The sequence below is a fragment of the Micromonospora sp. WMMD980 genome (assembly GCF_029626035.1).
Lineage (GTDB): Bacteria > Actinomycetota > Actinomycetes > Mycobacteriales > Micromonosporaceae > Micromonospora.
On sequence record NZ_JARUBE010000003.1, the window covers coordinates 6,341,546 to 6,367,842 of the forward strand.

General features: G+C 72.0%; 23 protein-coding genes. 15 read left to right on the forward strand and 8 right to left on the reverse strand.

All coding sequences use genetic code 11. The features are described from left to right. The first annotated feature begins 63 nt into the window (after positions 1 to 63). Positions 64 to 1,620, forward strand: a complete 1,557-nt coding sequence (gene guaA, locus O7618_RS30090; RefSeq protein WP_278109507.1) for a glutamine-hydrolyzing GMP synthase — start codon at positions 64 to 66, stop codon at positions 1,618 to 1,620. A 7-nt stretch (positions 1,621 to 1,627) separates the two neighbouring features. Here guaA and O7618_RS30095 read toward each other — a convergent pair whose 3' ends face one another. Further along, positions 1,628 to 1,945 carry a PspC domain-containing protein gene (locus O7618_RS30095; protein ID WP_278109508.1) on the reverse strand — a complete coding sequence of 106 codons (318 nt, stop codon included), beginning with the start codon at positions 1,943 to 1,945 and terminating at the stop codon, positions 1,628 to 1,630. A gap of 144 nt (positions 1,946 to 2,089) precedes the next feature. Here O7618_RS30095 and O7618_RS30100 point away from each other — a divergent pair, with 144 nt between their 5' ends. The 3 genes from O7618_RS30100 to O7618_RS30110 all read left to right on the forward strand — a co-directional run bounded on the left by O7618_RS30100 (position 2,090) and on the right by O7618_RS30110 (position 5,317). Beyond that, complete coding sequence (locus O7618_RS30100) at positions 2,090 to 3,037, forward strand: NUDIX domain-containing protein (protein WP_278109509.1); 948 nt, start codon at positions 2,090 to 2,092, stop codon at positions 3,035 to 3,037. A 110-nt stretch (positions 3,038 to 3,147) separates the two neighbouring features. After that, positions 3,148 to 4,059: an NUDIX domain-containing protein gene (locus O7618_RS30105; RefSeq protein ID WP_278109510.1), complete on the forward strand. Its 912-nt coding sequence runs from the start codon at positions 3,148 to 3,150 to the stop codon at positions 4,057 to 4,059. Between the two features lie 346 nt (positions 4,060 to 4,405). Next, positions 4,406 to 5,317 (forward strand): CDP-alcohol phosphatidyltransferase family protein, encoded by a 912-nt coding sequence (locus tag O7618_RS30110; protein WP_278109511.1) that lies wholly within the window; start codon positions 4,406 to 4,408, stop codon positions 5,315 to 5,317. 67 nt (positions 5,318 to 5,384) lie between these two features. On the opposite strand, the gene O7618_RS30115 is transcribed toward O7618_RS30110, so the two are convergent. From O7618_RS30115 to O7618_RS30125, 3 genes are all read right to left on the reverse strand, one after another. Continuing rightward, a complete protein-coding gene (locus O7618_RS30115; protein WP_278109512.1) occupies positions 5,385 to 6,632 on the reverse strand; it encodes a phosphatidylserine decarboxylase in 1,248 nt (415 codons plus the stop codon). 182 nt (positions 6,633 to 6,814) lie between these two features. Further along, positions 6,815 to 7,378, reverse strand: coding sequence for a hypothetical protein (locus O7618_RS30120; protein WP_278110259.1), 564 nt, complete (start codon positions 7,376 to 7,378; stop codon positions 6,815 to 6,817). Then, entirely contained in the window at positions 7,375 to 9,255 is a 1,881-nt protein-coding gene (locus O7618_RS30125) for a PspC domain-containing protein (protein WP_278109513.1), read from the reverse strand. Before O7618_RS30125 ends, O7618_RS30120 begins: the two co-directional genes overlap by 4 nt. Before the next feature lie 171 nt (positions 9,256 to 9,426). Here O7618_RS30125 and O7618_RS30130 point away from each other — a divergent pair, with 171 nt between their 5' ends. The 7 genes from O7618_RS30130 (at position 9,427) to O7618_RS30160 (ending at position 17,767) form a co-directional block, all read left to right on the forward strand. Beyond that, a complete protein-coding gene (locus tag O7618_RS30130) occupies positions 9,427 to 10,683 on the forward strand; it encodes an ATP-binding protein (RefSeq protein WP_278110200.1) in 1,257 nt (418 codons plus the stop codon). Positions 10,684 to 10,685: 2 nt separating this feature from the next. Then, a complete protein-coding gene (locus O7618_RS30135) occupies positions 10,686 to 11,363 on the forward strand; it encodes a response regulator transcription factor (protein ID WP_278109514.1) in 678 nt (225 codons plus the stop codon). A 567-nt stretch (positions 11,364 to 11,930) separates the two neighbouring features. Further along, complete coding sequence (locus tag O7618_RS30140) at positions 11,931 to 13,574, forward strand: ABC transporter substrate-binding protein (RefSeq protein WP_278109515.1); 1,644 nt, start codon at positions 11,931 to 11,933, stop codon at positions 13,572 to 13,574. A 144-nt stretch (positions 13,575 to 13,718) separates the two neighbouring features. Continuing rightward, positions 13,719 to 14,645, forward strand: coding sequence for an ABC transporter permease (locus O7618_RS30145; protein WP_278109517.1), 927 nt, complete (start codon positions 13,719 to 13,721; stop codon positions 14,643 to 14,645). 75 nt (positions 14,646 to 14,720) lie between these two features. Beyond that, a complete protein-coding gene (locus O7618_RS30150; protein ID WP_278109518.1) occupies positions 14,721 to 15,704 on the forward strand; it encodes an ABC transporter permease in 984 nt (327 codons plus the stop codon). A 25-nt stretch (positions 15,705 to 15,729) separates the two neighbouring features. Further along, positions 15,730 to 16,758 carry an ABC transporter ATP-binding protein gene (locus O7618_RS30155; RefSeq protein WP_278110201.1) on the forward strand — a complete coding sequence of 343 codons (1,029 nt, stop codon included), beginning with the start codon at positions 15,730 to 15,732 and terminating at the stop codon, positions 16,756 to 16,758. After that, complete coding sequence (locus O7618_RS30160) at positions 16,751 to 17,767, forward strand: dipeptide ABC transporter ATP-binding protein (RefSeq protein WP_278109519.1); 1,017 nt, start codon at positions 16,751 to 16,753, stop codon at positions 17,765 to 17,767. The genes O7618_RS30155 and O7618_RS30160 overlap by 8 nt, the downstream gene beginning before the upstream one ends. A 77-nt stretch (positions 17,768 to 17,844) precedes the next feature. Here O7618_RS30160 and O7618_RS30165 read toward each other — a convergent pair whose 3' ends face one another. Next, positions 17,845 to 18,198: a chorismate mutase gene (locus O7618_RS30165; protein ID WP_278109521.1), complete on the reverse strand. Its 354-nt coding sequence runs from the start codon at positions 18,196 to 18,198 to the stop codon at positions 17,845 to 17,847. A 287-nt stretch (positions 18,199 to 18,485) separates the two neighbouring features. Here O7618_RS30165 and pcrA point away from each other — a divergent pair, with 287 nt between their 5' ends. Then, positions 18,486 to 20,876 carry a DNA helicase PcrA gene (pcrA, locus tag O7618_RS30170; RefSeq protein ID WP_278109522.1) on the forward strand — a complete coding sequence of 797 codons (2,391 nt, stop codon included), beginning with the start codon at positions 18,486 to 18,488 and terminating at the stop codon, positions 20,874 to 20,876. A gap of 60 nt (positions 20,877 to 20,936) precedes the next feature. On the opposite strand, the gene O7618_RS30175 is transcribed toward pcrA, so the two are convergent. Next, positions 20,937 to 21,710: a M23 family metallopeptidase gene (locus tag O7618_RS30175; protein ID WP_278109523.1), complete on the reverse strand. Its 774-nt coding sequence runs from the start codon at positions 21,708 to 21,710 to the stop codon at positions 20,937 to 20,939. 249 nt (positions 21,711 to 21,959) lie between these two features. Continuing rightward, positions 21,960 to 22,676, reverse strand: a complete 717-nt coding sequence (locus tag O7618_RS30180; RefSeq protein ID WP_278109524.1) for a M23 family metallopeptidase — start codon at positions 22,674 to 22,676, stop codon at positions 21,960 to 21,962. 386 nt (positions 22,677 to 23,062) lie between these two features. Between O7618_RS30180 and O7618_RS30185 the strand changes: the two genes are divergently transcribed. The 3 genes from O7618_RS30185 to sucD all read left to right on the forward strand — a co-directional run bounded on the left by O7618_RS30185 (position 23,063) and on the right by sucD (position 25,949). Beyond that, a complete protein-coding gene (locus tag O7618_RS30185) occupies positions 23,063 to 23,467 on the forward strand; it encodes a cobalamin B12-binding domain-containing protein (RefSeq protein ID WP_269690000.1) in 405 nt (134 codons plus the stop codon). 412 nt (positions 23,468 to 23,879) lie between these two features. Continuing rightward, complete coding sequence (gene sucC, locus O7618_RS30190; RefSeq protein WP_278109525.1) at positions 23,880 to 25,058, forward strand: ADP-forming succinate--CoA ligase subunit beta; 1,179 nt, start codon at positions 23,880 to 23,882, stop codon at positions 25,056 to 25,058. Positions 25,059 to 25,061: 3 nt separating this feature from the next. Then, complete coding sequence (gene sucD, locus O7618_RS30195) at positions 25,062 to 25,949, forward strand: succinate--CoA ligase subunit alpha (protein WP_278109526.1); 888 nt, start codon at positions 25,062 to 25,064, stop codon at positions 25,947 to 25,949. A 56-nt stretch (positions 25,950 to 26,005) separates the two neighbouring features. On the opposite strand, the gene O7618_RS30200 is transcribed toward sucD, so the two are convergent. Beyond that, on the reverse strand, positions 26,006 to 26,275 hold the full coding sequence (locus O7618_RS30200) for a DUF4190 domain-containing protein (protein WP_278109527.1): 270 nt from the start codon (positions 26,273 to 26,275) through the stop codon (positions 26,006 to 26,008). Positions 26,276 to 26,297 lie beyond the last annotated feature (22 nt).

Sequence of the window (26,297 nt, forward strand, 5' to 3'; positions counted from 1 at the left end):
GGCGAGCGACGCGCCGCCGGGGCGCGTCCGCGTGGCCGGTGACTGTCGGTAGGCTTTGCGCACATGAGCACGCCTCGCCCCGTCCTCGTGGTGGACTTCGGAGCCCAGTACGCCCAGCTCATCGCGCGCCGCGTCCGCGAGGCGAAGGTCTACTCGGAGATCGTCCCGCACTCCATGCCGGTGTCCGAGATGCTGGCGAAGAACCCGGCCGCGATCATCCTGTCCGGCGGCCCGGCCAGCGTCTACGCGCCGGAGGCGCCGCAGATCGACGCCGGGGTGTTCGACGCCGACGTGCCGGTCTTCGGCATCTGCTACGGCTTCCAGGCGATGGCCCAGGCGCTCGGCGGCACCGTGTCCCGCACCGGCAACCGCGAGTACGGCGGCACCCCGCTGCGCCCGCGCCTGACCGAGCCCGGCGTGCTGCTCCGCGACCTGCCGGCCGACCTGCCGGTCTGGATGAGCCACGGCGACTGCGTGACCGAGGCGCCGGCCGGCTTCACGGTGACCGCCGAGTCGGCGGGCGCCCCGGTGGCCGCGTTCGAGGACCTGGCCGGTCGCCGGGCCGGTGTGCAGTTCCACCCCGAGGTGGGGCACACCGCGCACGGGCAGGAGATGCTGACCCGCTTCCTCTACGACATCGCCGGCGTCGCGCCGACCTGGACGCCCGAGAACATCATCGACGAGCAGGTCGCCCGGATCCGCGAGCAGATCGGTGACAAGGAGGTCATCTGCGGGCTCTCCGGCGGCGTCGACTCGGCGGTCGCGGCCGCGCTCGTGCACCGGGCGGTGGGCGACCAGCTCACCTGCGTCTTCGTCGACCACGGGCTGCTGCGCGCCGGCGAGGCCGAGCAGGTCGAGAAGGACTACGTGGCGGCGACCGGCATCAGGCTCAAGGTGGTCGACGCCCGGGAGCGGTTCCTCGGCGCGCTCGCCGGGGTGACCGATCCGGAACAGAAGCGCAAGATCATCGGTCGGGAGTTCATCCGCGTCTTCGAGGCCGCCGCCCGGGAGGTCGCCGCCCACGGCGACGTCGAGTTCCTGGTGCAGGGCACCCTCTACCCGGACGTGGTGGAGTCCGGCGGCGGCACCGGCACCGCCAACATCAAGAGCCATCACAACGTCGGCGGCCTGCCCGAGGACCTGAAGTTCTCGCTGGTCGAGCCGCTGCGCACGCTGTTCAAGGACGAGGTCCGCACGATCGGCCTGGAGCTGGGCCTGCCCGAGGCGATGGTGTGGCGGCACCCGTTCCCCGGCCCCGGCCTGGCCATCCGGATCATCGGCGCGGTCGACGAGGAGCGCCTCGCCGTGCTCCGCAAGGCCGACCTGATCGCCCGGGAGGAGCTGACCGCTGCCGGCCTGGACCGGGGTGTCTGGCAGTTCCCGGTGGTGCTGCTGGCCGACGTGCGCAGCGTGGGTGTGCAGGGCGACGGGCGCACCTACGGGCACCCGGTGGTGCTGCGCCCGGTCTCCAGCGAGGACGCGATGACCGCCGACTGGTCCCGGTTGCCCTACGAGGTGGTGGCCCGGATCTCCACCCGGATCACCAACGAGGTCGCCGAGGTCAACCGCGTGGTCCTGGACGTGACCAGCAAGCCGCCGGGCACCATCGAGTGGGAGTGACGCCGGGTCAGGCGGCGGGCGGCGGCCCGGCCTGCGGCCCCGGGCCGGCCGGGGGGACCGGCGTCCAGCCGGGCGCGGTGCCCGGCGGATGCGGCCAGGCGGGCGCGCCGGCCGGCTCCTCCGGCATCAGGAACCACATGATCGGGTACGCGAGCGCGGCGAGCCCGCCGGTGAGCACGGTGGCGGTGGCGAAGACCACCCGGACGAGGGTGGGGTCGAGCGCGAAGTAGCGGCCGAGCCCGCTGGCCACCCCGGCGATCATGCGGTCGCTGACCGGGCGGCGGAGCTGCTTGTACGGGGCCTGCGAGGGGTTCGTGGAGGTCATGTCTCCACGGTCCCGCGCCGGCCGGCGGGTGACCTCGGTGACCGCCCGGAGGCTTAGCCTGACCCGCCCCTGAGACGCCAGCGAAGAGTCAGGAATCTGACTCTTTTCGATGGAGGTAACCCGGTCCGGGGAGAATTTGCTTCCGTGACCACCTCGCTGGAGCCGCTGCGCAGGATCGCGGCATACGCAGTTTGTGCTGATTCAAACGGCCGAGTGTTGCTGGTCCGCGCATCGGAGCGCTCCGGCACCCCCGGCACCTGGTCCCTCCCCGGAGGGGCGGTCGACCACGGTGAGGACCCCAAGCACACCGTCGTCCGGGAGACCGCGGCCGAGACCGGGCTCTCGGTCGCCGTCGCCGGCCTGCAGGATGTGCTCGCCGACATGCGGGCGCTGCCCGAGCGGCGCATCACGATCCACACCGACCGCCTGCTCTACACCGTCTCGGTGCGCGGCGGGACGCTCACCGAGCGGGTCGACCGCCCCACCGACCTGGCTCGCTGGTTCACCATCGACGAGGCCCGGGAGCTGCCGCTGCGGTCGTTCACCGCGCGCGCCCTGGGGCTGCCCACCTCCAGCGCCGACGTCGTGCCGGAGGAGGTCCCCGAGTTCCCGTCGTTCTACGCCGTCCCCGGCCCGGACGGGCTGCACCGGGCGCAGCGCTTCGCCGCGTACGCGGTGGTGACCGACCCGGAGGAGCGGGTGCTGCTGACCCGGGTCTCCGACGGCTACCCCGGCGCCGGCTGCTGGCATCTGCCCGGTGGCGGCACCGACTACGGCGAGCAGCCGGCCGCCGCGCTGATCCGGGAGCTGGTGGAGGAGACCGGGCAGACCGGCCGCCTGGTCGAGCTGCTCGGGGTGGCCAGCCACCGCGACGCCGCCTCGCTGGGCCCGGAGGGCTACCCGATCGACTGGCACGGCGTGCGCGCCTTCTACCGGGTGGTGGTCGACCAGCCGGCCCCGCCCACCGTGGCCGACGTCGGCGGCTCCACCTGCGAGGCCCGCTGGTTCCGCCGCGAGGAACTCGGCGCCCTCCCCACCGACCGCCTCACCGAGGTGACCGCCGAGGCGGTCCAGGCCGCCCACCTCCTCTGACTCCCACCCCCACCCCCCGGTCCGTCGATCATGAGGTTGACGGGACGAAATGTCCGTCCCGGTGCCGCTAACCTCATGATCGACGCAGGAGCGGGTGAGGGAGGCACGGGGTGGAGCAGCGGCGACGGGTGGCGGCGTTCGGGATTCTGCGGGACGAGCACGGACGGGTGCTGCTGGCGCGCGGGGGGCCCGGCTGCCCCTATCCGGGGGTGTGGCAGCTGCCGGGCGGCGGAGTCGAGCACGCCGAGCACCCGGCCGACGCGGTGGTGCGCGAGTTCGCCGAGGAGACCGGGCTGACGGTGGCGGCCGGCCGGCTCTCCGACGCGGTCGCCGACGTGTCCTTCCATCCGCCCGACGGCGTCGCGATGCACACCGACCGGCTGATCTTCGAGGTCGAGCCGCGAGGTGGGCGGTTGCGGCCGGAGGAGGCCGGCGGCAGCGACGAGGTGGGCTGGTTCGCCCCCGATGAGGCCGTGACCCTGCCGCTGATGCCGTTCACCGCCGAGCTGCTCGGCCTGCCGGTGTCGCCGCTCCCGGCCGACCTGCCCCGGGCGCTGCCGCCCGCCCCGGTCGGTCCGGCCGCCGACCGGAGGCAGCGCTTCGCCGCGTACGGGCTGGTCACCGACCCGGACGACCGGGTGCTGCTCACGATGATCGCCGACGGATACCCGGGCGCGGGCCTCTGGCACCTGCCCGGCGGCGGCACCGACCACGGCGAGCAGCCGTCCGCCGGCCTGCGGCGCGAGCTGGTCGAGGAGACCGGTCAGCTCGGCCGCGTGATCGACCTGCTGGCCGTGGACAACCTGCACACGCCGGCCGCGCTCGGCCCGGAGGGCCGCCCGTTGGACTGGCACGGCATCCGGGTGGTCTACCGGGTGCGGGTGGACGTGCCGACCGAGGCGGTGGTGACCGAACTGGCCGGCGGTTCGACCGCCCGGGCCGCCTGGTTCACCGCCGAGCAGTTGGTAGGCATGTCGATGACCGAGGTGGCGGTCCAGGCCACCCGGCTGCGGGTGAGCTGAACCGCTCACCGAGCCGCCCTGGGCCACCTCCGGTACAGTCAGGAGTTGGGACAGGCCGATAAAATTGGGCGTTGAGGTCCGAGATGGGAATGATTGAGCGGTTCGCGCGGTTAAGGGAGTTATAAGTACCGCCGGCAGCTATACCCGCGCCCTTGTTTCCTGTGCAATGGTGTACTCCGCAAATGGGCTGCCGGGCCCGAAAGGTCCGGCACGAGACAGCCGGACACCCGCCCCGACGTGGGCGGACCGTCGATCCGGTGATGGAGGAAACGTGCCGAGAGCCCCATGGCGCCGGCGTCGTACGACTGACAGTCCGCGCCCCGCAGGGCGTCGCTGGGCGGGCCGGTTGCGCCGCAGCAGCACGTTCGCCCGCCAGGTGCTGCTGGTCCGGGTGGGCCGCCGGGACGGCCTGGCCGGTCCCCGGGCCGACCTGGTCACCCCCGACCACCGCTACGCCGACCGCCAGCGCATCCGCTACGCCCGGCTCGACGCCGACGTCGAGGCGCTACGCCCGATCAGCCCGGCGCTGCCGGCGACCGCACCGGTCGACGAGTCCCCGGCGATGTCGATCCCGCTGCTGCCGGGTGAGCGCACCGCCGCGCGGCGTGCCAAGTTCGCACTCGTCAACGCGTGCACCCTGAGCAGCCTCATGCTCGGCATGCTGGCCATCTTCCTGGCCATGCAGGGCGAGGTGCGGCTGGCCGCGGTCTGCCTGATCGCGTGCGTCGCGTTCGACGGCCTCGACGGCGCGCTGGCCCGCAAGCTCGGCGTGGCCAGCCCGTTCGGCGCGCAGATGGACTCGCTCGCCGACATGTGCTCGTTCGGCCTCGCCGCGCCGGTGGTGGTCTACGCCTCGCTGGCCGGTTCGGTGCCGCCGGCGGCCGCCGCGGTCGCCTGCGCGCTGGTCGCCGCGTGCGCGGCCATCCGGCTCGCCCGCTTCAACGTCTCGCCGAAGGACGGCCGCTTCTTCTGCGGCGTGCCCACCACCATGGCGGCCATGGTGCTCGCCCTGACCGTGGCGATCGGCGTGCCGGTCCCCGGCCTGGTCATGGTCGCCGGCGTGGCGCTGCTCGCCTTCGCCATGGTGTCGAGCTTCCCCTACGCCAAGCTCGCCCGGCTGCTGAAGCTGCCGCCGTGGCTCTGGTTCGTCCCGGTGGTCGGCGCGCTCGTCGACATCCGGCTCACCTTCGCCCTCGTGGTGATGGGCTACCTGGTCAGCGGCCCGCTGCTCTGGCTGCACCAGCGTCGCGCCGCCTGAGCCGACGACACGTACGACACGAAGGGCGCCGCTCGCGAGCGGCGCCCTTCGTCGTGTGCTTCCGGCGTCAGCGCCAGCGGGCGATGACGGTGGACCCGCCGACCACCTTGTCGCCGGGGCCGACCAGCGGATCCGCGGTGTCGGCCGGCAGGTAGACGTCGGTGCGCGAGCCGAACCGGATCAGGCCGAACCGCTCGCCCTTCGCCAGCAGCGAGCCGACCGGCGCGCGCTGCACGATCCGGCGGGCGATCAGCCCGGTGCGCTGGGCCACGACCACGGTGCCCCGGTCGGTGTCCAGCACCGTGTACGCCGCCACGTTGTGCTCGGCGTCCGGCTTCATGGCGTTGACGAACCCGCCGTCGGCGACGAAGTAGTCGACCACCTTGCCGGCCACCGGCGCGCGGTTGACGTGCACGTCGAGCACCGACAGGAAGACCGCGATCCGCAGCCACTCGCCGTCGCCGAAGCGCTCGTCCTGCAACCGCTGGACGGACAGCACCTGGCCGTCCGCGGAGGCGACCACTGCCGACGGGTCCTCCGGGACGTCCCGCTCCGGGTCGCGGAAGAACGCGGCCACCGGCCCGGCGGCCAGCGCCGGCAGCAGCCACAGCTTGGACTTCGGCCGGACGGCCCGGGTCAGGGCGGCCAGGCCGAGCGTGACACCGGCGGCGGCCACCCCGTTCGAGTCGATGTGCATCCGCCGGCTGAGCGGCACGCTCGACGGCCGGTACGCCGGCGAGAGCGAGGCGGCCAGCGCGGCCGGCGCCGGGGTGAAGCGCAGGTGGTGGACGCGCACCGGCGGGGAGTTGCGCAGCACCAGGTCGGTGCGGACGCCGTGCAGCACGCCCTGCCGGTCCAGCTCGGCGCCGGCGCCCTCGGTGCGGAACAGTGGCGCGCAGACGCTCAGCACCCCGCCCTCGGCAAGGTAATTGGACAACCCGTCCACCGCCGCGCGGGCCTCGTCGCCGGTGCCGGTGAACGGCTCGGCGACGACCACCACGGCGGCGGCGTCCGCCTCGGCGAGCGTGTCGACCACGCGGACCCGGTCGGCGACCCAGCGCCCCTGGGCGGTCACGTGCTCGCGCAGCGTCGCCGCGGAGAACCCCTTGGCCGGCACGACGACCAGCCGGTCGCCCGGGAGCAGCGCCTCGATCGTCGCGGCCAGCACCGCGGACTCCGGGGTCGCGCCGACCAGCAGGCCGGCCTTCGAGTCGTTACGCCGGGCGAACTCGGCGGCGAGCGTACGGGCGGCGCGCTCGCCGAGGCGGACCGCACCGGAGGGACCGGTGACGCGCACGGCGGGGGACTGGGTCATGTCGGATGGACTCCTGACGAGGTAGCGACGGACGGGGCCGCGGGCGGTGTCGCGGCCGACCGGCCGGACGGGGCGGGGGCCGGGAGCGCCGGGCACGGTCGGGGTGGCACGGACCGGACGGCAGCGGCGAGATCTCCCGCGACCAGCATAGGCCGCGGCGCGGAGCCGCCGCACCGGTGCGGTCAGACCGGCGGCTCCGCCGAGGTACGCCGGCCGGCGGGCGGCTCGCCGGCCTTGGGGTCGACCGACGGCAGTTCGCGGGTGACCGGGGTGGACCGGTCCTCGGGATCGAGCACTGACGGTTCCCCGGTCGGCGACCGCAGCCGCTCCCCGTCGGTGAGCGGGTCCTCGTGCGCCGGGGCGGGCAGGTCGCGCACGGCGTCGGTGGGCCACTCGTCAGCCCTGGTCGGGGCCGCGCCGGCGTCGGCCGGGGTGCCGTCCCGCCACGGCGCAGCCACGGTCGCCTCCGGCTGGCCGGGCCCGTCCGGCTGGCCGGGCCCGTCCGGCTGGCCCGGCCCGTCCGGCTGGCCGAGCGCGTCCGGCCGGGCCGGCTGGTCCGGACCGCGGACCGAGCGCAGCGCACCGACCAGGCCGAGCAGGCCGATCACGACCAGCCCGCCGGCCAGGAACCAGCCGACCGGGGGCACGGCCAACCCGAGGATCCGGGCCAGCAGCCACCAGAGCGCGAGCCCCAGGAAGACGAGACCGAAGGCGAACGACACGATGTCCGTCCGGTGGGCCTTCACCGGGTCACCTCCAGATTTCCGGCGTTCAAGTGGACGTAGAGGCGCAGGGTGCCCCCGCCGGGGCCGTCCGCGCCGGCGTCGGTGCTCTCCCAGTGACGGCCGTTCAGCCCGCCGGTGCGCCGGCCGAAGACGGACGCCTCGCCGGCGTTGACGTCGGCCACCGTGGTCACGTCCACGTTCGGCGGCACGACCACCGTCGCGTTGCCGAGGTTCACGTCGACGGTCACCTGGATGTCCTGCTTGTCGAAGTCGAGGCCGCGTAGGTCGAGCACCGCGTCGCCGAAGTTGTTCTCGTAACGGTCGGCCAGGTCGCGGCGGTCGGTCGGGGCCCAGGTGACGTTGCCGTCGATGCCCCGGACCCGGTCGTAGGACTCGGCGACGGTGGCGACGCCGAGCGCGGCGGCGGTCACCAGACCGAGAGCGATCAGCCAGCGCGCCCTACCGAACCAGGTGCCCACGAGCAGCCCGAGGCCGATGGTGGCGAGCGCCGCGGCGAAGTAGCCGGCGGCGCCGACCGGGAACACGTCCAGCAGGTCGAGCATCGCCACCAGGCCGAGCGCCAGGAAGATCAGCGAGAAGGTGATCGCGCCGAGCGGGGAGCGCTCCTTCGGCCGCTTCGGCGGTCGCGGTGGCCGGGCGGGCGCCGGGGTCGGCGGCGGCCCGGCGTACGGGCCGTGCGGGGCGAAGGGCGGGCGGTAACCGCCCGGCGGCAGCGGGGCGCCGACCGGCGTGGGCGGCGGCACGGCAGCCGGCTCGCCGACCGGGGCGCCGGTGGTCGGCGCGGCGGCCCAGACCGGCGTGGGGCCGGAGGCCGGCCACCCGGCGGTGTCACCGGCGCTGCCGGCCACCCCCGGCATCGCGACCGTCGTCCGCTCCGGCCGGCCCGGCCGGGTGCCGGCCGCGGCGGGCCACCCGGGGGCGGGCAGCGGCGTGGCCGGGTAGCCGGGTTCGGTGAGCGTCGGGGGTGCGAGTGGGTAGCCGGGCTCGGTGAGCGTCGGGGGCGCGGGTGGGTAGCCGGGCTCGGTGAGCGTCGGGGGCGCGGGTGGGTAGCCGGGCTCGGCACGGGTGGAGGACGCGGGCGGGTAGCCGGGCTCGGCGAGCGTGGCCGGGTGGCCGGTGTCGGGCCGGCGGGGTGACGTGAGGTCTTCCGCCCCGGTCCGGACGCCCGCGCCCGAGGGCGCGCTCCCCGCCGGCCAGGTCGACGGTGTGACGCCGACCGGTCCGCCGGGTCCGGACGAGCCCGGGGCTCCGGCCGGGGGCGCGTACCCGCCGGGCCAGGGCGTCCCGGGCGGGCCCGGCGCCGCGCCGGCGCGGGCGCCGAAGCCGCGCTGGTCGCGGTTGAGCATCAGCGCGCCGCCGATCAGGATCACGGCGCCCAGCAGGATGGCCCGGAACCCGTCGGTGACGACGTACGCGAAGCCGACCGCGACCACGATGCCGAGCACGATGACGGTGATCGGGGACATGCTGGAGCGGCCCCGGCCGAGCATCGACTCCACCGGCGAGGCGGTGTCCCCCTCGCCCGGGATGATCAGCCAGGCGGCGACGTAGACGAGCAGCCCGATGCCGCCGAAGAAGCCGAGCACGGCCAGCAGGACGCGCCAGAGCACCGGGTCGGTGTTGGTGGCCCGGCCGACGGCCGCGCACACCCCGGCCAGGTAGCGACCCTCCCGGGGCCGGATCAGCCCGTAGCGGGTGGTGAAGCCGGCGGCGCCGGGCGGTGGGGCGTACCCACCGGGTGGTGGCTCGGCGAACGGCGAGCCGCCGGGCGGCGGAGGCGTCCCGTCGGCGGCGGACGCCGCCCCCGGCGGGGGCGGCGGCGGGTCGTCAGGTGCTGCCGCCCAGGGGCGGGGCGGACGGGCAGCGTCGTCGGTCATGCCTCCGATACTGCTGCCCCGGCCGCCCGGACGACCTCAGGAACCGACCCTGACGCCACCCTGAGATCCGCCGATGGTGAATGTCCGGGGCGTCCCCGTGGTCCCTGGCGATCCTGGCGTGTGACGATCGGGGCGTCGGCCGTCGCCGGCACCTCCGCGCCGACCCGGGAGCTGAAGATCAGCAGCACCGTCACCCCGCATCCCCCGCGCCTCTACCGGGCCACCGAGCACCGGTTGGCCGCCGGGGTGGCCGCCGGCATCGCCGAGCACCTGGGCATCCCGGTGCTCCGGGTCCGGGTGGCGTTCATGGTGCTGCTCGGGCTGAGCGGTCTCGGCCTGTTGCTCTACGCCGCCTTCTGGGCGGTGGTCCCGCCCCGGCCCGGCGACACCGCCGCCCCGCCCCGCCGCGACCTGGCCCAACTGCTGCCGTTCGTGGCGATCGGGCTGGGCGTGCTGCTGCTCCAGGTGGTCGCGTTCGACTCGGTCGGCGCGGCCGGCACCGCCGGTTGGCTGGTGGCGATCATCGCGGTCGGCGCCGGCGTCATCTGGCACCAGTCCGGGCCGGAGCGACGCCGGCAGTGGGGCGACTCGGCGGTGCCCTGGCTGGGCGCGGTGGTGGAGGAGAGCGACCGGCGGGCGTTCGTGCTCCGCTTCATCGGCGGCGGCGTGCTCGTCGCGGTCGGCATCATCGGTGTGGCCGCGGTCTACTCGCCGGCGCAGAACTTCGACGCGGTGCTCAACGGCGTCATCTTCGCGCTGGTCGGGCTGGCCGGCGTCGGTCTGGTGACCGGCCCCGTGCTCTGGCGCACCTGGAACCAGCTCCGCTCGGAGCGGGAGGGGCGGATCCGCGAGCAGGAGCGGGCCGAACTGGCCGCCATGGTGCACGACCAGGTGCTGCACACGCTCGCCCTGATCCAGCGCAACGCCAGCGACGTCAAGACCGTGCAGCGGCTGGCCCGGGGTCAGGAGCGCTCGCTGCGCAACTGGCTCTACAAGCCGACCGCCTCGCCGACCGAACGCTTCGCGGCCGCCCTGGAACAGGCCGCGGCCGAGGTGGAGGACACCTTCGCGATCACCGTCGAGGCGGTGGTGGTCGGCGACCGGGAGACCGACGAGCGGGTCGGGGCGCTGGTCGCCGCCGCCCGCGAGGCGCTGGTCAACGCGGCCCGGCACGCCGGGGTGCGGACCGTGTCGCTCTACGCCGAGGTGGAGCCGGAGCAGGTGAGCGTCTTCGTGCGGGACCGGGGCAAGGGCTTCGACCCCGATACGGTGGAGAATCACCGGCACGGTGTCCGGGGCTCGATCATCGGACGGATGAAACGGCACGGCGGCCGGGCGGAGATCCGGTCCGAGCCGGGAGAAGGGACCGAGGTCCGGCTGATCCTGCCGATCAGCGGCTCCGGCGCCACGGCGGAAAGGGACAGATGACCATGTCCGAGCAGGAACCGGTCGAGGGCGCGGCGCCGCGCGGGCCGCTGCGGGTGTTCCTCGTCGACGACCACGCCATGTTCCGCGCCGGCGTCCGCGCCGAGCTGGGCACCCGGGTCGAGGTGGTGGGCGAGGCCAGCTCGGTGGCCGAGGCGGTGGCCCGGATCGCGGCCACCCGGCCGGACGTGGTGCTGCTCGACGTGCACATGCCCGACGGTGGCGGCCGGGCCGTGCTGGAGGCGATGCGGCGGTCCCACCCGCAGGTGAAGTTCCTGGCGCTGAGCGTCTCCGACGCGGCGGAGGACGTGATCGGCCTGATCCGGGCGGGTGCCCGGGGCTACGTCACCAAGACCATCTCGCCGGAGGAGCTGACGGACGCGATCCGCCGGGTGGCCGACGGGGACGCGGTGTTCAGCCCACGGCTGGCCGGGTTCGTGCTGGACGCGTTCGCGTCCCGGCCGGACGCGCCGGTCGCCGACCCGGAGCTGGACCAGCTCACCAACCGGGAGCGCGAGGTGCTCCGGCTGCTCGCCCGGGGGTACGCGTACAAGGAGATCGCCAAGGAGCTGTTCATCTCGATCAAGACGGTCGAGACGCACGTCTCCAACGTGCTGCGCAAGCTCCAGATGTCGAACCGGTACGAGCTGTCCCGGTGGGCGGCCGACCGCCGGCTGGTCTGAGCCCCGCCCTCGATCCTCTCGCCCACCTGGGCGGCGACGATGTCCGCACAGCCGAAGGTGCCCTCGGCCGGACGGACAAAACTGTGCGTGTCGGATGCCACTCCGGCAGGCGTCGGCGGGTGTCCGAGCGCGCTCCCCGCCGCGTGGCTGCTGGGCGGTGTGGATAAGTGTGGGCACGTCTTACCTGTTCAGGGCCGCCCGGTCCGCGATCTTTGTGATCTTTTCTCAAGTATCGGCAACGTGGCGAGCAACTAACGGCTTGATAACGGCACCTTCACGGAAAGGGCCGGTGGGTGTCACAGTGGCAGCACCTCACCCCCCGGTGTGAGGCATCTCGTCGGGCCCGCCGACCACGTGACGCCGTTACCCGCGTCGCCCCGTGGTTGTCGACCCTGCGCGGTGTCGTCGTCGAAGGGTGTGGCGCCCGGCGGATCGGTGCCCCTGGGGTGTCCCGATTTCCTCTGCGGTAAACCGGCGTCCCGCGGTTCGGGCCGTCGGCGGTGTCACCCCCCACACGTGCGTGAAACCCACGACGGAACCAGGTTAAGAAAGAGGAGGCCCCTCGGAATGAGAGTCTCGAAGCGGGCGAGCGGCGCGCTCGCGGTGGGCGCGGCGTTCGCGCTCATCGCGTCCGGCTGCTCCAGCGGCGACAACGACGGTGGCGAGAGCGGCACCAGCTCGGACGGCGCGATCGTCATCGACGGCACCCAGCCGGAGAACCCCCTGGTTCCGGCGAACACCACCGAGACCGGTGGCGGCAAGATCATTGACTGGATGTGGAGCGGTCTGATCGAGTACCCCAACAACGGTGGGGCGCCGCAGAACCTGCTCGCCGAGTCGATCGACACGAGCGACTCGAAGGTCTTCAAGATCAAGATCAAGCAGAACACCAAGTTCCACGACGGCACCACCGTCAAGGCCGAGAGCTTCGTCAAGGCCTGGAACTGGGCGGCGTACGGGCCGAACGGCGCGCAGAACGCCTCCTTCTTCTCCGACATCCAGGGCTTCGGCGACGTCTACACCGAGGACCCGGACGGCCCGGACGGCCCGCAGAAGGCCCCGGAGCCGAAGGCCAAGGAGATGTCCGGCCTGAAGGTCGTCGACGATTGGAACTTCGAGGTCACGCTCGCCGCGCCGACCGCCGTGTTCCCGGTGAAGCTCGGCTACAGCGCCTTCATGCCGCTGCCGGACGCGTTCTTCTCCACCACCCCGGCGGAGTTCGGCAAGAAGCCGATCGGCAACGGCCCGGTGAGCCTCGTCTCCTGGCAGGACGACGTCGAGATCAAGCTCACCCGGTTCGACGACTACGGCCTGCGCGACAAGATGAAGATCAAGGACGTCACCGTCAAGATCTACCAGGACGACACGGCGGCCTACAACGACCTGGTCTCCAACAACCTGGACTTCCAGCAGCAGGTCCCGGTCTCGTCGCTGGCCGGCGAGAAGTGGAAGACCGACCTGGGCGAGCGGGCCGTGGCGACGACGACCCCGTCGACCGGCATCATCGCCTTCCCGATCTACGACAAGCGCTTCACCAACCCGAAGCTGCGTAAGGCGATCTCGCTCTCCATCGACCGGCAGGCCATCACCGACAAGATCTTCTTCGGTAACCGCAAGCCGGCCGACAGCTGGGCCAACCCGCTCACCCCGGGCGCCGAGCCGGGCAACTGCACCGCCTGCAAGTTCGACCCGGCGCAGGCCAAGCAGCTGCTCCAGGAGGCCGGTGGCTTCCAGGGCAAGCTGACCCTGTCGTACAACGCGGACGCCAGCCACAAGGAGTGGATGGAGGCCGTCGCCCAGCAGATCAAGACCAACCTGGGCATCGACGCCGTCGCCGTCGGCGTGCCGACCTTCGCGGTCTTCCGGGCCAACATCAACAACTACAAGATGACCGGCGCGTACCGGGCCGGCTGGCAGCAGGACTACCCGGACGTGGAGAACTGGATCAACCCGCTCTACGTGACCGGCGGTTCCTCGAACGACGGCAAGTACAGCAACCCGCAGGTGGACGCCCTCGCCAAGGAGGCCTCCGCGGCCCCCAGCCTCGACGAGGCCCACCAGAAGTTCGGCGAGGCCGTCAAGCTGATCGACCAGGACGTGCCCACGATGCCGATCTACTTCGGTGGCCAGCAGTCCGGCTACTCGGAGAAGATCAAGAAGATGGAGCTGACCAACGTCGGCGAACTCGACATCACCTCGGTCGAGCTCTGATCCGAACGGTCTGACCCCGGGTCGGGCTCGCCTCACCGGTGAGCCCGGCCCGGGGCCGTTCCGCGAGGGGGTGTACAACGAACCCCTCGCACGTTGTCGTCACCGCGTCGGGTGCCCGGCGCTCCCTGTCTGGAGGACCACCCCATGGGCCGTTATCTCGTGAGACGGCTGCTGCAACTCGTGCCGGTGTTCATCGGCACGACGTTCCTGATCTATTGGCTCGTCTGGTCGGTGCCCGGCGACCCCTTCGCCGGCAAGTGCGGCGACCGTGGCTGCCCGCCGAACTACCGGGCCATGATGACCGAGAAATACCATCTCGACGATTCGATCTGGGTGCAGTACGCCAGCTACATGAAGAACCTTTTCCAGGGTGACTTCGGTATCACGTTCGGCGGTCGCGAGATCAGCGACATCATCGCCACCTCGTACCCGAACACCCTGAAGCTGGCGGTGGTCGCCCTCGCCATCGAGGCCGTGATCGGCCTCGGCGCGGGCGTCCTCACCGGGCTGCGACGCAACGGCTTCCTGGACAATTTGGTCCTGGTCTCCACCCTCTTCCTGATCGCCCTGCCGGTCTTCGTCATCGGCTTCGTGCTCCAGTGGGTGCTGGGCGTCAAGTGGGGCATCATCAACCCGACCGTCTCCAACGAGATGCGGTTCAGTGAGCTGATCGTGCCCGGCTTCGTGCTCGGCAGCGCCTCGATGGCGTACATCGCCCGGGTGGCGCGCACGAGCATCGCCGAGAACCGGCGGGCCGACTACGTGCGTACCGCGATCGCCAAGGGGCTGCCCATGCGCCGGGTGGTCGGCGTGCACCTGCTGCGCAACTCGCTCATCCCGGTGGTCACGCTGCTCGGCACCGACCTGGGCGCGCTGATGGGCGGCGCGATCGTCACCGAGGGCATCTTCGGCATCAACGGCATCGGCCGGCAGGTGCTCCGCTCGATCGTCACCAAGGAGAGCGCTACCGTTGTCGGCATCGTGGTGGTGCTGGTGGTCGTCTACCTCGTGATGAACCTGCTGGTGGACCTGCTCTACGCCGCCCTCGACCCGAGGATCCGCTATGAGTGACCGGCGCAGCGAACGAATCGTCCCAGCAGTCTGCGCGGGCAACCACGCCCGCGCCGAGCGCAGCGAGGTGCGGGCATGAGTGAACCGAACAGCGCGTCGGTCGTGGCGCCACCGCCGTCGACCATGCCCACCGAGGCCGGTTCCGGCGCGCCCACCGACGCCGGCCTGCCGAAGAACGCCAAGCAGCAGAAGCCCCGTGGCCTGCTCGGCGACGCCTGGCTCGACCTGCGGCGCAAGCCGCTGTTCTGGATCTCGGCGACGTTCATTCTGATCTTCCTGGTGATGGCCGCGTTCCCGTCGCTGTTCACCTCCGGTGACGCGGTCAACGGCGCGTTGCAGCGCAGCCGCGTCGAGCCCTCGTCCGACGCCTGGTTCGGCTATGACGTACAGGGCCGCGAGGTCTACGCCCGGGTCATCTACGGCGCCCGCGCGTCGATCGTGGTGGCCGTCGTCTCCACCCTGCTCACCCTGCTGTTCGGCGGCGCGATGGGCATCATCGCCGGCTACCGCGGCGGCTGGGTGGACGCGCTGCTGTCGCGCGTGGCGGACATTTTCTTCGGCCTGCCGTTCGTGCTCGGCGCGATCGTCATCCTGACCACGTTCAACGGCTCCGGCACCGACAACGGCGAGTGGACGATCATGGGGCTGGTCATCCTGTCCCTGAGCGTCCTGAGCTGGCCGGTGGTGATGCGGCTGATGCGCTCCTCGGTGCTCGCCACCAAGGAGGCCGACTACATCGTCGCCGCCCGCGCGCTGGGCGCCGGCACCGGCCGGATCATCCTCAAGCACCTGCTGCCCAACTGCCTGGCGCCGCTGCTGGTCTACGGCACCATCATGGTCGGCTCGTTCATCGGCGCCGAGGCCACGCTGTCGTTCCTGGGCATCGGCCTGAAGAGCCCGGTGGTCTCCTGGGGCATCATGATCAGCGAAGCCCAGAACTACATCCGGGTCTCGCCCTTCCTGCTGTTCTTCCCCGCCGCGTTCCTCGTCACCGCCGTGCTGAGCTTCGTGATGCTCGGCGAGGCGGTCCGCGAGGCCCTCGACCCGAAGCTCCGATAGGGGAACTGAGTTGTCCGACATTCTCGTGTCCGAGCAGTCCTCGGCGGGCGTCGACGGATCCGGCCGCCCCTCGGGCCGCCTGCTCGAGGTCGACGACCTGCGGGTGGAGTTCCGCACCCGGGACGGCGTCGCCAAGGTCATCAACGGAGTGACGTACCACGTCGACGCGGGGGAGACCCTCGCCGTGCTCGGCGAGTCCGGCTCCGGCAAGAGCGTCACCGCGCAGACCGTCATGGGCATCCTGGACACCCCGCCCGGGTTCGTCACCGGCGGCCAGGTGCGCTTCCACGGCAAGGACATGCTCACGATGTCCGCCGAGCAGCGGCGACGGATCCGTGGCGAGGGCATCGCCATGATCTTCCAGGACTCGCTCTCGGCCCTCAACCCGGTTTTCACCGTCGGCTTCCAGATCGCCGAGCAGTTCCGCATCCGGCGCGGCCTCAGCCGCGCGGACGCCAAGAAGCGCGCGACCGAGATGCTCGACCAGGTGAAGATCCCCAATGCCAAGGGTCGGTACAGCAACTACCCGCACCAGTTCTCCGGCGGTATGCGGCAGCGCGCCATGATCGCCATGTCGCTGGCGCTGGACCCCGAGGTGCTGATCGCCGACGAGCCGACCACCGCGCTTGACGTGACCGTGCAGGCCCAGATCATGGACCTGCTCGGCGAGCTCCAGCGGGAGCGGCAGATGGGCATGATCCTGATCACCCACGACCTCGGCGTGGTCGCCGACGTCGCGGACCGGATCGCGGTCATGTACGCCGGCCGGATCGTCGAGGAAGCCAACGTCTACGAGCTGTACGCCAAGCCGGCGCACCCCTACACGCTCGGCCTGCTCAACTCGATCCCGCGAATGGACGAGAAGGGGCACGAGCTCCGCACCATCAAGGGGCTTCCGCCGAACCTGATGAACATCCCGCCGGGCTGCGCCTTCAACCCGCGCTGCCCGATGGCGCAGCCGGTGTGCCGGGAGAAGGTCCCGCCGCTGCTACAGCTGGGCAACGGCCGGGCCAGCGCCTGCCACTTCGCCGAGGAGCTGGTGAACCGTGACTGAGAACATCATCGAGGTCCGCGACCTGGTCAAGCACTACCCGGTGACCCAGGGCATCGTGTTCAAGAAGACCATCGGCCAGGTCAAGGCGGTCGACGGCGTCTCCTTCGAACTCAGGACCGGTGAGACGCTGGGCGTCGTCGGCGAGTCCGGCTGCGGCAAGTCGACGCTGGCCCGGGTGCTGATGAACCTGGAGAAGCCGACCGCGGGCCAGGTGCTCTACAAGGGTCAGGACATCTCCAAGCTCTCCGGTGGCGCGCTGCGGCGGCTGCGCCGGCAGATCCAGCTGGTGATGCAGGACCCGTACACGTCGCTCAACCCGCGGATGACGGTCGGCGACCTGATCGGCGAGCCGTTCGAGATCCACTCCGACGTGGCTCCGCGCGGCAGCCGGCGGAGCAAGGTCAAGGAACTGCTCGACCTGGTCGGCCTCAACCCGGAGCACATCAACCGCTATCCGCACCAGTTCTCCGGCGGTCAGCGGCAGCGCATCGGCATCGCCCGGGCGCTGGCGCTGCGGCCCGAGGTGATCGTCTGCGACGAGCCGGTGTCGGCCCTGGACGTGTCCATCCAGGCCCAGGTGATGAACCTGCTGGAGAAGCTCCAGGCCGAGCTGGGCCTGTCGTACGTCTTCATCGCCCACGACCTGTCGGTCGTGCGCCACCTGTCCGACCGGGTCGCCGTGATGTACCTGGGCAAGATGGTGGAGATCGGCACCGAGGACGAGATCTACGAGCGCCCGACCCACCCGTACACCCAGGCGCTGCTCTCGGCGGTGCCGGTGCCGGACCCGACCCTGCGGGAGACCAAGGCGATCATCCGGCTCCAGGGCGACGTGCCGTCGCCGGTCAGCCCGCCCTCGGGCTGCCGGTTCCGCACCCGGTGCTGGAAGGCACAGGACGTCTGTGCCCAGGAGGTGCCGCTGCTGGAGATCCGGCCGGGCTCGGACCACCCGAGCGCCTGCCACTTCGCGGAGAAGCGGGAGATCGTCACCGCCCACCCGATGGCCTGAGCCAGACCGAACCGCCTGCCGTCGTCACCTCGACGTCGGCAGGCGGTTCGTCGTTTCCGGCACCCGCGCCGGGCCGGTCACAGCGGGCCGCGGCCGGCGCGCAGCAGCAGCAGCGCGAGCTGGGTGCCGTCGGCGCCGAGCTCCGCCCGGAACCGTTCCAGGATCTCCCGCTCCCGGGAGAGCACCAGCCGGGTCCCGCCGGAGGCCATCCGGGTCGCGCCGACCTCCTGGGACAGCGCGGCCCGTTCCTGCCAGAGCGTGACGAGCGTGCGGTCGATCTCGTCGATCCGCCGCCGGATCTCGCCGATCCGCTCGGCCGCCGCCGAGTCGTCGGTGCCGGTACGCGCCGCCGCGGCGCCGGTCGGGTCGCTGCCGGTCGGCCGCTCGTGCCGCGCCAGGCTGCCGCTGGACTCCACCACGTCAGTCATCATCGTCGTCCCTCTCAGGGCTCGGGCCCGGTACCCGGATCCCGGGACGGAAAAGCCCCGGGCTCTGGGAGCCCGGGGCTTTTCCGTAGGTCTGACGATCAGGCGCGACCCACGGCTGCCGGAATCCCGGAGCCGTAGTAAAAAGAGCGCTGATCGAACACGCCGTCGAGTATGCCGACCGCCGGGGCGGGCGCGCAAGGAAACCGGCCAACAGGTGGGACGCGACGCCGTACGCGGACCGGCGGCGCGGGCGGGGAAGTGTCCGGGCGGCGGCATAGACTCGGACTGCGATGCATCCTCTCTTCGACATTCCCGCGTCCCCGCCCGCGCCGGAGTCCCGGCCGACCCCGCCACGCCGCCCCGGGGGCGCGCGGTCGGATCCGCAGGCTCTCCTCGACGGGCTGAACGGCCCGCAACGGGACGCGGTGACCCACGCCGGCTCCCCGCTGCTGATCGTGGCCGGCGCCGGCTCGGGCAAGACCCGGGTGCTGACCAACCGGATCGCCTACCTGCTCGGCGCCCGGGACGTGCACCCCGGCGAGATCATCGCGATCACCTTCACCAACAAGGCCGCGGGCGAGATGAAGGAGCGGGTGGCCGCGCTGGTGGGCCCGCGCGCCCGGATGATGTGGGTGTCGACGTTCCACTCGGCCTGCGTGCGCATCCTGCGCGCCGAGCACGAGCACGCCGGTCTCAAGTCGACCTTCTCGATCTACGACGCCGACGACTCGCGTCGGCTGATGCAGATGGTGGCCCGCGAGCTGGACCTGGACCCGAAGCGCTACCCGGCCCGGGGGCTCGCCGCCCAGGTCTCCAACCTGAAGAACGAGCTGGTCGACCCGGAGGAGTTCGCCGGCCGGGCCAAGGGCCCCAACGAGCGCGCCCTGGCCGAGGCGTACACGCTCTACCAGCGCCGGCTGCGCGAGGCGCACGCGCTGGACTTCGACGATCTGATCATGACCACGGTGCACCTGCTCCAGTCGCACCCGCACGTGGCGGAGAGCTACCGGCGTCGGTTCCGGCACGTGCTGGTGGACGAATACCAGGACACCAACCACGCCCAGTACGTGCTGATCAAGGAGCTGGTCTCCGGCACCGAGGGGATCCCGCCGGCGGAGCTGTGCGTGGTGGGCGACGCCGACCAGTCCATCTACGCCTTCCGCGGCGCCACCATCCGCAACATCCTGGAGTTCGAGCGGGACTTCACCGACGCCCGCACCATCCTGCTGGAGCAGAACTACCGCTCGACCCAGACCATCCTCAACGCGGCCAACGCGGTCATCGACCGGAACACGTCGCGCAAGCCCAAGCGGCTGTGGAGCGACGCCGGCGCCGGTGAGCAGATCGTTGGCTACGTGGCCGACACCGAGCACGCCGAGGCGGACTGGGTGGCCCGGGAGATCGACCGGCTGGTCGACGCCGGCGACACCCGCCCGGGCGACGTGGCCGTCTTCTACCGCACCAACGCCATGTCCCGGGTGTTCGAGGAGGTGTTCATCCGGGTCGGCCTGCCCTACAAGGTGGTCGGCGGGGTGCGATTCTACGAGCGCAAGGAGGTCCGCGACGCGCTTGCCTACCTGCGTGCCGTGGTGAACGACGACGACACGGTCAGCCTGCGCCGGGTCCTCAACACTCCGCGCCGGGGCATCGGCGAGCGGGCCGAGGCGTGCGTCGAGGCGCTGTCCGCGCGGGACCGCGTCTCCTTCGGCGCCGCGCTGCGTCGGGCCCGCGAGGCGCCCGGCATCTCCACCCGCGCGGCCAACGGCATCGCCGAGTTCGTCGCGCTCTTGGAGTCGGCGCGTGAGCTGGCCGACACCGGCACCCCGGAGGAGGTGCTGGAGGCGGTGCTGACCCGCTCGGGCTACCTGGCCGAGCTGGAGGAGAGCCTCGACCCGCAGGACGCCGGCCGGGTGGACAACCTCCAGGAGTTGGTGAGCGTCGCCCGGGAGTACACCGAGCGGATCGAGGCGCTGGGCGCCGACGACGAGCGGGCCACCCTGGCCGGCTTCCTGGAGCAGGTGGCGCTGGTCGCCGACGCCGACCAGATCCCCAGTGACGACCCGGACCATCAGGGCGTGGTCACCCTGATGACGCTGCACACCGCCAAGGGGCTGGAATTCCCGGTGGTCTTCCTGAGCGGCCTGGAGGACGGCGTCTTCCCGCACCTGCGCTCGCTCGGCGACACCCGCGAGCTGGAGGAGGAGCGCCGCCTGGCGTATGTGGGCATCACCCGCGCCCGGCAGCGGCTCTACCTGTCCCGGGCGGTGACCCGCTCGGCCTGGGGCGCGCCGGCCTACAACCCGCCGTCGCGGTTCCTGGAGGAGCTGCCGCCGGAGCTGGTGCGGTGGGAGCGCACGGAGGGGTCGTACACCTCGTGGGGTGGTGGCGGAGGTGGCGTCGGTGGCCGGGCGGACCGGTTGTCGGGTGGGTTCACCGGCGGCACGCCCAAGGCGGCCCAGCTCGCCAAGCGGCTCGGGGTGGACGCCAGCCGGCTGTCCACGGCGAGCGAGCTGAAGCAGGCGCCCAAGGTGTCGGCCGGCGACCGGGTCAACCACCAGCGCTACGGCCTGGGCCGGGTGCTGGCGGTCGAGGGCGCCGGGCCGGGCGCCCGGGCCCAGATCGACTTCGGTGACCAGACCATGTGGCTGGTGCTGCGGCACGCCCCGATCGAGAAGCTCTGATCGACGGGAGGGCCCGGTCCGGCACCGCGCCGGACCGGGCCCCTGCTCGTGCGGCAGCCGTCAGCAGGCCACGTCGACGCCCCGGGCGCGGAGGAACGGCGCCGGGTCGATCTGGTTCCACATCGCGCCCTGGTGCACCTCGAAGTGCAGGTGCGGGCCGGTGGCGTCGCCGGTGGCGCCCTCGTAGCCGATGACCTGACCGGCCCGCACCCGATCGCCGACCTCGACGAGGAGCCGGCTCTGGTGGGCGTAGTGGGTCAGGTAGCCGTTGTGGTGGTCGACGAAGACGGAGTTGCCGTATCCGTCGCCCACGTCACCGGCCTTGACCACGGTGCCGGCCGCGGCGGCCCGGATCGGGGTGCCGGCGGGCATGGCGAAGTCGATGCCGGCGTGCAGGGTGCCCCACCGCTGCCCGTAGCAGGAGGTGATGTCGGCGCCCTGCATCGGGATGACCCAGCTCGGCTTCGGCGCGGCCTTCTTCTTCGGCTTCGGCTTCGGCTTCGCCGTCTTCCTCGGCTCGGGGCTGGTGGTGCTGGGGCTCGGCGTCGGGCTGGACGGGGTGGCGGACGGCAAGACCGGGCTGACCGACTCGCGGGCCGACCGGTCGGCCCGGCCGGCGGCCTCGGCGCGTGCCCGGGTGTCGACGTCGATCGCGGCGGGGGCCGGGGCGGGGTCGTCGCCGGTGGCCACCACGACGCCGCCGAGGCCGAGCAGGGCGACCGCACCGGTGACCAGGTAGGCGGTGCGCCGGCCGGAGCGGCGGTGCCGGGCGGGGGCGTGGTCCAGGGTGTTGCCGTTCGGGGTGGGACTGCTGTGTTGCACGAGAACCTTCACCGGTCGAGGGGCACACGGACCTGGAAATACTGGTGTCGGTCCCGGGGATGGCGGGTGGCGGGTTCGGGGCTTCCACGGGGGCCCCGTCGGCCGTTGTCCGGCTTCGCGTCGACTGGGTGGTTCCCGAGAAGAGTCGATCACGAGGCGATGTGGTCCCGCTCACACTTCCCGATGTGACGTGCCAGACTTGTCGACACGCGAAACCGCCCGGATCGAGGGATCCGGGCGGTTGTCGGGCGATGCGGAGAGTCAGGAGGCGGCCACGTCGCCGTAGAGTGCCTCGGTTTCGAGCTTGATGTCCACTCCGCGGTCCACGAGCCACGGCACCGGGTCCAGCGGCTGACCGTTGACATGGACCTCGAGGTGCAGGTGCGAGCCGTAGGAGTGGCCGGTGTTGCCGACCAGGCCGAGCTGGTCGCCGGCCTTCACCTGCTGGCCCTCCTTGACCGTCACCGCGGAGGAGTGGCCGTAGATGGCCTCACTGCCGTCGGCGTGCTTGACGATCACCGCGTAGCCGTAGCCGCCGAACCAGCCGGCCTTGGTGACCGTGCCGGCGTGGATGGCCTGGTAGGGCGTGCCCTCCGGAGCGACCAGGTCGACTCCGGTGTGCAGCTTGCCGAAGCGCACGCCGTAGGGCGACTTGAAGTCGTAGCCGTGCAGGGGGAGGAGCCAGGTGTCCTGCTCCGTGGCGTCCACGCCGCCGCCGGTGCGCTCGTCACGGGTGGCGCGGTCGATGGTGTCCGCCCGGTCGGCGGCGTCCTGGCTGGCGACCGAGGCCTGCCGGAGCTCGTCGAGGACCGAGGGGCTGACGCTCTTGGCGTCGGGAAGGGCGTTCGCGCCGAGGGCGACGATGCCGGCGCCGACGAAGGCGGTGGTGACGACCGCCGCGTAGCGGCTCCGCGGGGGGGTGGGTACGCGACGACGGCCGCGATATCTATCGGGCTCAGACGACAGGCGCTGGCGCACGCACACCCTCCGTTGTCGGGGATCCGATGCGACCTCGGACCGTTCGGTGAAGCTTGGTCGAACCTCCGGTGCCGCGTCGTCACCCGTCCGTGGACTCGATGACAACCGTGGACACGTTAGCCAACCGCCACTCCTGTCACAAGCCGAAGCGCCGAACCAGCGATTCTTTATGTCCAGCTCCGTCCGAGCTTGTCATAGCTCGTGCCCCCGGACGGACGGCCCGTCGACTGTCCATTCGTCGCGGACGGTGACCATTCGGCGGAGGTGTCCGGCTTCCCGACCGCGCGATCGGGCGGTAGGGGTCGGCCCGGCTTCCGGCCCGCCCTCCGGCCGGGTTACCGTTCGTTCAGGTCAGGAGTGCCGGTGCCGGGGAAAGGTGTACGCGAATGAGCTCTCGTATCCGGGTCGTCGTCGCGAAGCCCGGCCTGGACGGCCACGACCGGGGCGCGAAGGTCGTCGCCCGCGCCCTGCGGGACGCGGGCATGGAGGTCATCTACACCGGCCTGCACCAGACTCCCGAGCAGATCGTCGAGACGGCGATCCAGGAGGACGCGGACGCGGTCGGCCTCTCGGTGCTCTCGGGCGCGCACATGACCCTCTTCCGGCGGGTCCTCGAACTGCTCACCGAGCGCGAGGCCGCCGACATCGTGGTCTTCGGCGGCGGCATCATCCCGGAGGGCGACATCCCGGAACTCCAGCGGCTCGGCGTCGCGAAGATCTTCACCCCGGGCGCCACCACCGGCTCGATCGTCGACTGGGTGCGGGAGAACGTGGCCCAGCCGGTCGGCTGAACGCCACCGGAGCCGATCGCGGGCAGGGGGAGGGGCCGGACGCACCCCTCACACGCCCGGCCCCTCTATGCACGATGCCCCGCCGCCACCCCTCGACCGACAGGGCATCGGCCGCTCCCGTCATCGCGCTTGACCAGCGCTCCGACATCAGACTCAACGACGCCCCGGACAGGTGGTTACGCCCCGGTGCGGACATCCCCCGGACGGCTGACGTCGCGCCGTGCCGGCACCGACCGTGGCGTCGACGGCTGTGCATTACCGCACACCACGCACCCGCTCGGTTGCCGCCGGTTCCCATCTCGTTAGGCTGCGGCAAATGGCCTGTCTGTTGTGATGACAGGCGTCAAACTGATTTTCCAACGCTGGTGGCGGCGCGACGGCGCGCCGCGGAGACGGGACGGGACGCGCAATCGTGGACCTGTACGAGTACCAGGGGCGGGACCTGTTCGAGCGGCACGGCTTGCCCGTGCTCGCCGGCGGCGTCGCCACTACCCCGGAGGAGGCCCGCGCGATCGCCGAACGCCTCGGCGGCCGGGTGGTCGTCAAGGCGCAGGTGAAGGTCGGTGGCCGCGGCAAGGCCGGCGGCGTGAAGCTGGCCGAGGGCGCGGAGGAGACGGTGGCCCGGGCCACCGACATCCTCGGCATGGACATCAAGGGTCACACCGTCCACAAGGTCATGATCACGGTGACCGCGGACGTGGCCGAGGAGTACTACTTCTCGTACCTGCTCGACCGGGCGAACCGCACCTTCCTCTGCATCGCCAGCGTCGCCGGCGGCATGGACATCGAGGCGGTCGCCGCCGAGACGCCGGAGAAGGTCGTCAAGGCCCCGATCGACGCCAACACCGGCGTGGACGAGGCCACGGCGCGCGAGATCGTCGACGCGGCCGGCTTCCCGGCCGAGGTCGCCGACCAGATCGTCGACGTCGCGGTCGGGTTGTGGCAGGCGTTCGTCGCCGAGGACGCCACCCTGGTCGAGGTGAACCCGTTGGCCACCACCAAGGACGGCAAGCTGCTGCTCCTGGACGCCAAGGTCACCCTGGACGAGAACGCCGCGTTCCGGCACCCGGACCACGAGGCCCTGGTCGACCAGGCGTCGGTGGACCCGCTGGAGCAGGCCGCCAAGGAGAAGGACCTCAACTACGTCAAGCTCGACGGCGAGGTCGGCATCATCGGCAACGGCGCCGGCCTGGTCATGTCCACGCTCGACGTGGTCGCCTACGCGGGCGAGCGGCACGGCGGCGTCAAGCCGGCCAACTTCCTGGACATCGGCGGCGGCGCGAGCGCCGAGGTGATGGCGAACGGCCTGGAGATCGTCCTGTCCGACCCGTCGGTGAAGAGCGTCTTCGTCAACGTGTTCGGCGGCATCACCGCCTGCGACGCGGTCGCCAACGGCATCGTGCAGGCGCTGGCGCTGCTCGAGCAGCGCGGCGAGAAGGCCACCAAGCCGCTCGTGGTCCGCCTCGACGGCAACAACGCCGAGGCCGGTCGGGCCATCCTCGACGGCGCGGCCAACCCGCTCATCCAGCGGGTCGACACCATGGACGGCGCGGCCGAGCGGGCCGCCGAGCTGGCAGCTGCGGGGGTGTAGACAATGGCTATCTGGCTGACCAAGGACTCCAAGGTCATCGTGCAGGGCATGACCGGCTCCGAGGGTTCGAAGCACACCCGGCGGATGCTCGCCGCCGGCACCACCGTCGTCGGCGGCGTGAACCCGCGCAAGGCCGGCACCACCGTCGACTTCGACGGCACCGAGCTGCCGGTCTTCGCCTCCGTCGCGGACGCGATGAAGGACACCGGCGCCGACGTCACGGTCATCTTCGTGCCGCCGCAGTTCACCAGGGCCGCGGTGGTCGAGGCGATCGACGCCGGCATCGACCTGGCCGTGGTGATCACCGAGGGCGTGCCGGTGCACGACACCGCCGCGTTCTGGGCGTACAACGTGGCCAAGGGCGAGCGGACCCGGATCATCGGCCCGAACTGCCCGGGCATCGCCTCGCCGGGCGCGTCGAACGCCGGCATCATCCCGGCCGACATCACCGGCGCCGGCCGGATCGGCCTGGTCAGCAAGAGCGGCACGCTGACCTACCAGATGATGTACGAGCTGCGCGACATCGGCTTCTCCACCTGCGTCGGCATCGGCGGTGACCCGATCATCGGGACCACCCACATCGACGCGCTCGCCGCGTTCGAGGCGGACCCGGAGACCGAGGCGATCGTCATGATCGGCGAGATCGGTGGCGACGCCGAGGAGCGGGCGGCCGAGTTCATCAAGGACAACGTCACCAAGCCGGTCGTCGGCTACATCGCCGGCTTCACCGCGCCGCCCGGCAAGACCATGGGCCACGCTGGCGCCATCATCTCCGGCTCGGCGGGCACCGCCGACGCCAAGAAGGCGGCGCTGGAGGCGGTCGGCGTCAAGGTCGGCAAGACCCCGACCGAGACCGCCGAGCTGATGCGGGAGCTCATGTCCGGCCGCTGAGCGGTCCTGTGACGTGCCGAGGGGGTCGACCGGTTCGCCGGCGGCCCCCTCGTCGCTCAGCGGTACCAGTACGGGTAGTAGTAGTGCCCGCGGGCCCGGACGATGGCGCTGGCCACGATGTTGATGACACCCACCGCGATGGCCAGCCAGCCGAGCAGTTGCGACTTGCCGTTGCGGCGCGCGTCGCGGAGCGACAACCAGCCGAAGACGATGCCCAGGATGCCGCAGCAGAGCAGGCCGAGCACGATGCCGAGGACGCCCCAGAGCGTGGTCCGGTCCCGGCCGGCGGCCGGCGGCGGCGGGGGCGGCGGATACGGAGCGTTCACGGCTTCCTCCGAGCGGTCGGTG

Excerpts from the sequence above, each read along its gene's own strand:
- O7618_RS30185 (WP_269690000.1), top strand. The coding sequence starts at position 23,063 with ATGAGCTCTCGTATCCGGGTCGTCGTCGCGAAGCCCGGCCTGGACGGC.
- O7618_RS30165 (WP_278109521.1), bottom strand. The coding sequence starts at position 18,198 with ATGATGACTGACGTGGTGGAGTCCAGCGGCAGCCTGGCGCGGCACGAG.
- O7618_RS30145 (WP_278109517.1), top strand. The coding sequence starts at position 13,719 with ATGGGCCGTTATCTCGTGAGACGGCTGCTGCAACTCGTGCCGGTGTTC.
- O7618_RS30115 (WP_278109512.1), bottom strand. The coding sequence starts at position 6,632 with ATGACCCAGTCCCCCGCCGTGCGCGTCACCGGTCCCTCCGGTGCGGTC.
- O7618_RS30140 (WP_278109515.1), top strand. The coding sequence starts at position 11,931 with ATGAGAGTCTCGAAGCGGGCGAGCGGCGCGCTCGCGGTGGGCGCGGCG.
- O7618_RS30095 (WP_278109508.1), bottom strand. The coding sequence starts at position 1,945 with ATGACCTCCACGAACCCCTCGCAGGCCCCGTACAAGCAGCTCCGCCGC.
- O7618_RS30125 (WP_278109513.1), bottom strand. The coding sequence starts at position 9,255 with ATGACCGACGACGCTGCCCGTCCGCCCCGCCCCTGGGCGGCAGCACCT.
- O7618_RS30150 (WP_278109518.1), top strand. The coding sequence starts at position 14,721 with ATGAGTGAACCGAACAGCGCGTCGGTCGTGGCGCCACCGCCGTCGACC.
- sucD (WP_278109526.1), top strand. The coding sequence starts at position 25,062 with ATGGCTATCTGGCTGACCAAGGACTCCAAGGTCATCGTGCAGGGCATG.
- O7618_RS30135 (WP_278109514.1), top strand. The coding sequence starts at position 10,686 with ATGTCCGAGCAGGAACCGGTCGAGGGCGCGGCGCCGCGCGGGCCGCTG.
- pcrA (WP_278109522.1), top strand. The coding sequence starts at position 18,486 with ATGCATCCTCTCTTCGACATTCCCGCGTCCCCGCCCGCGCCGGAGTCC.
- guaA (WP_278109507.1), top strand. The coding sequence starts at position 64 with ATGAGCACGCCTCGCCCCGTCCTCGTGGTGGACTTCGGAGCCCAGTAC.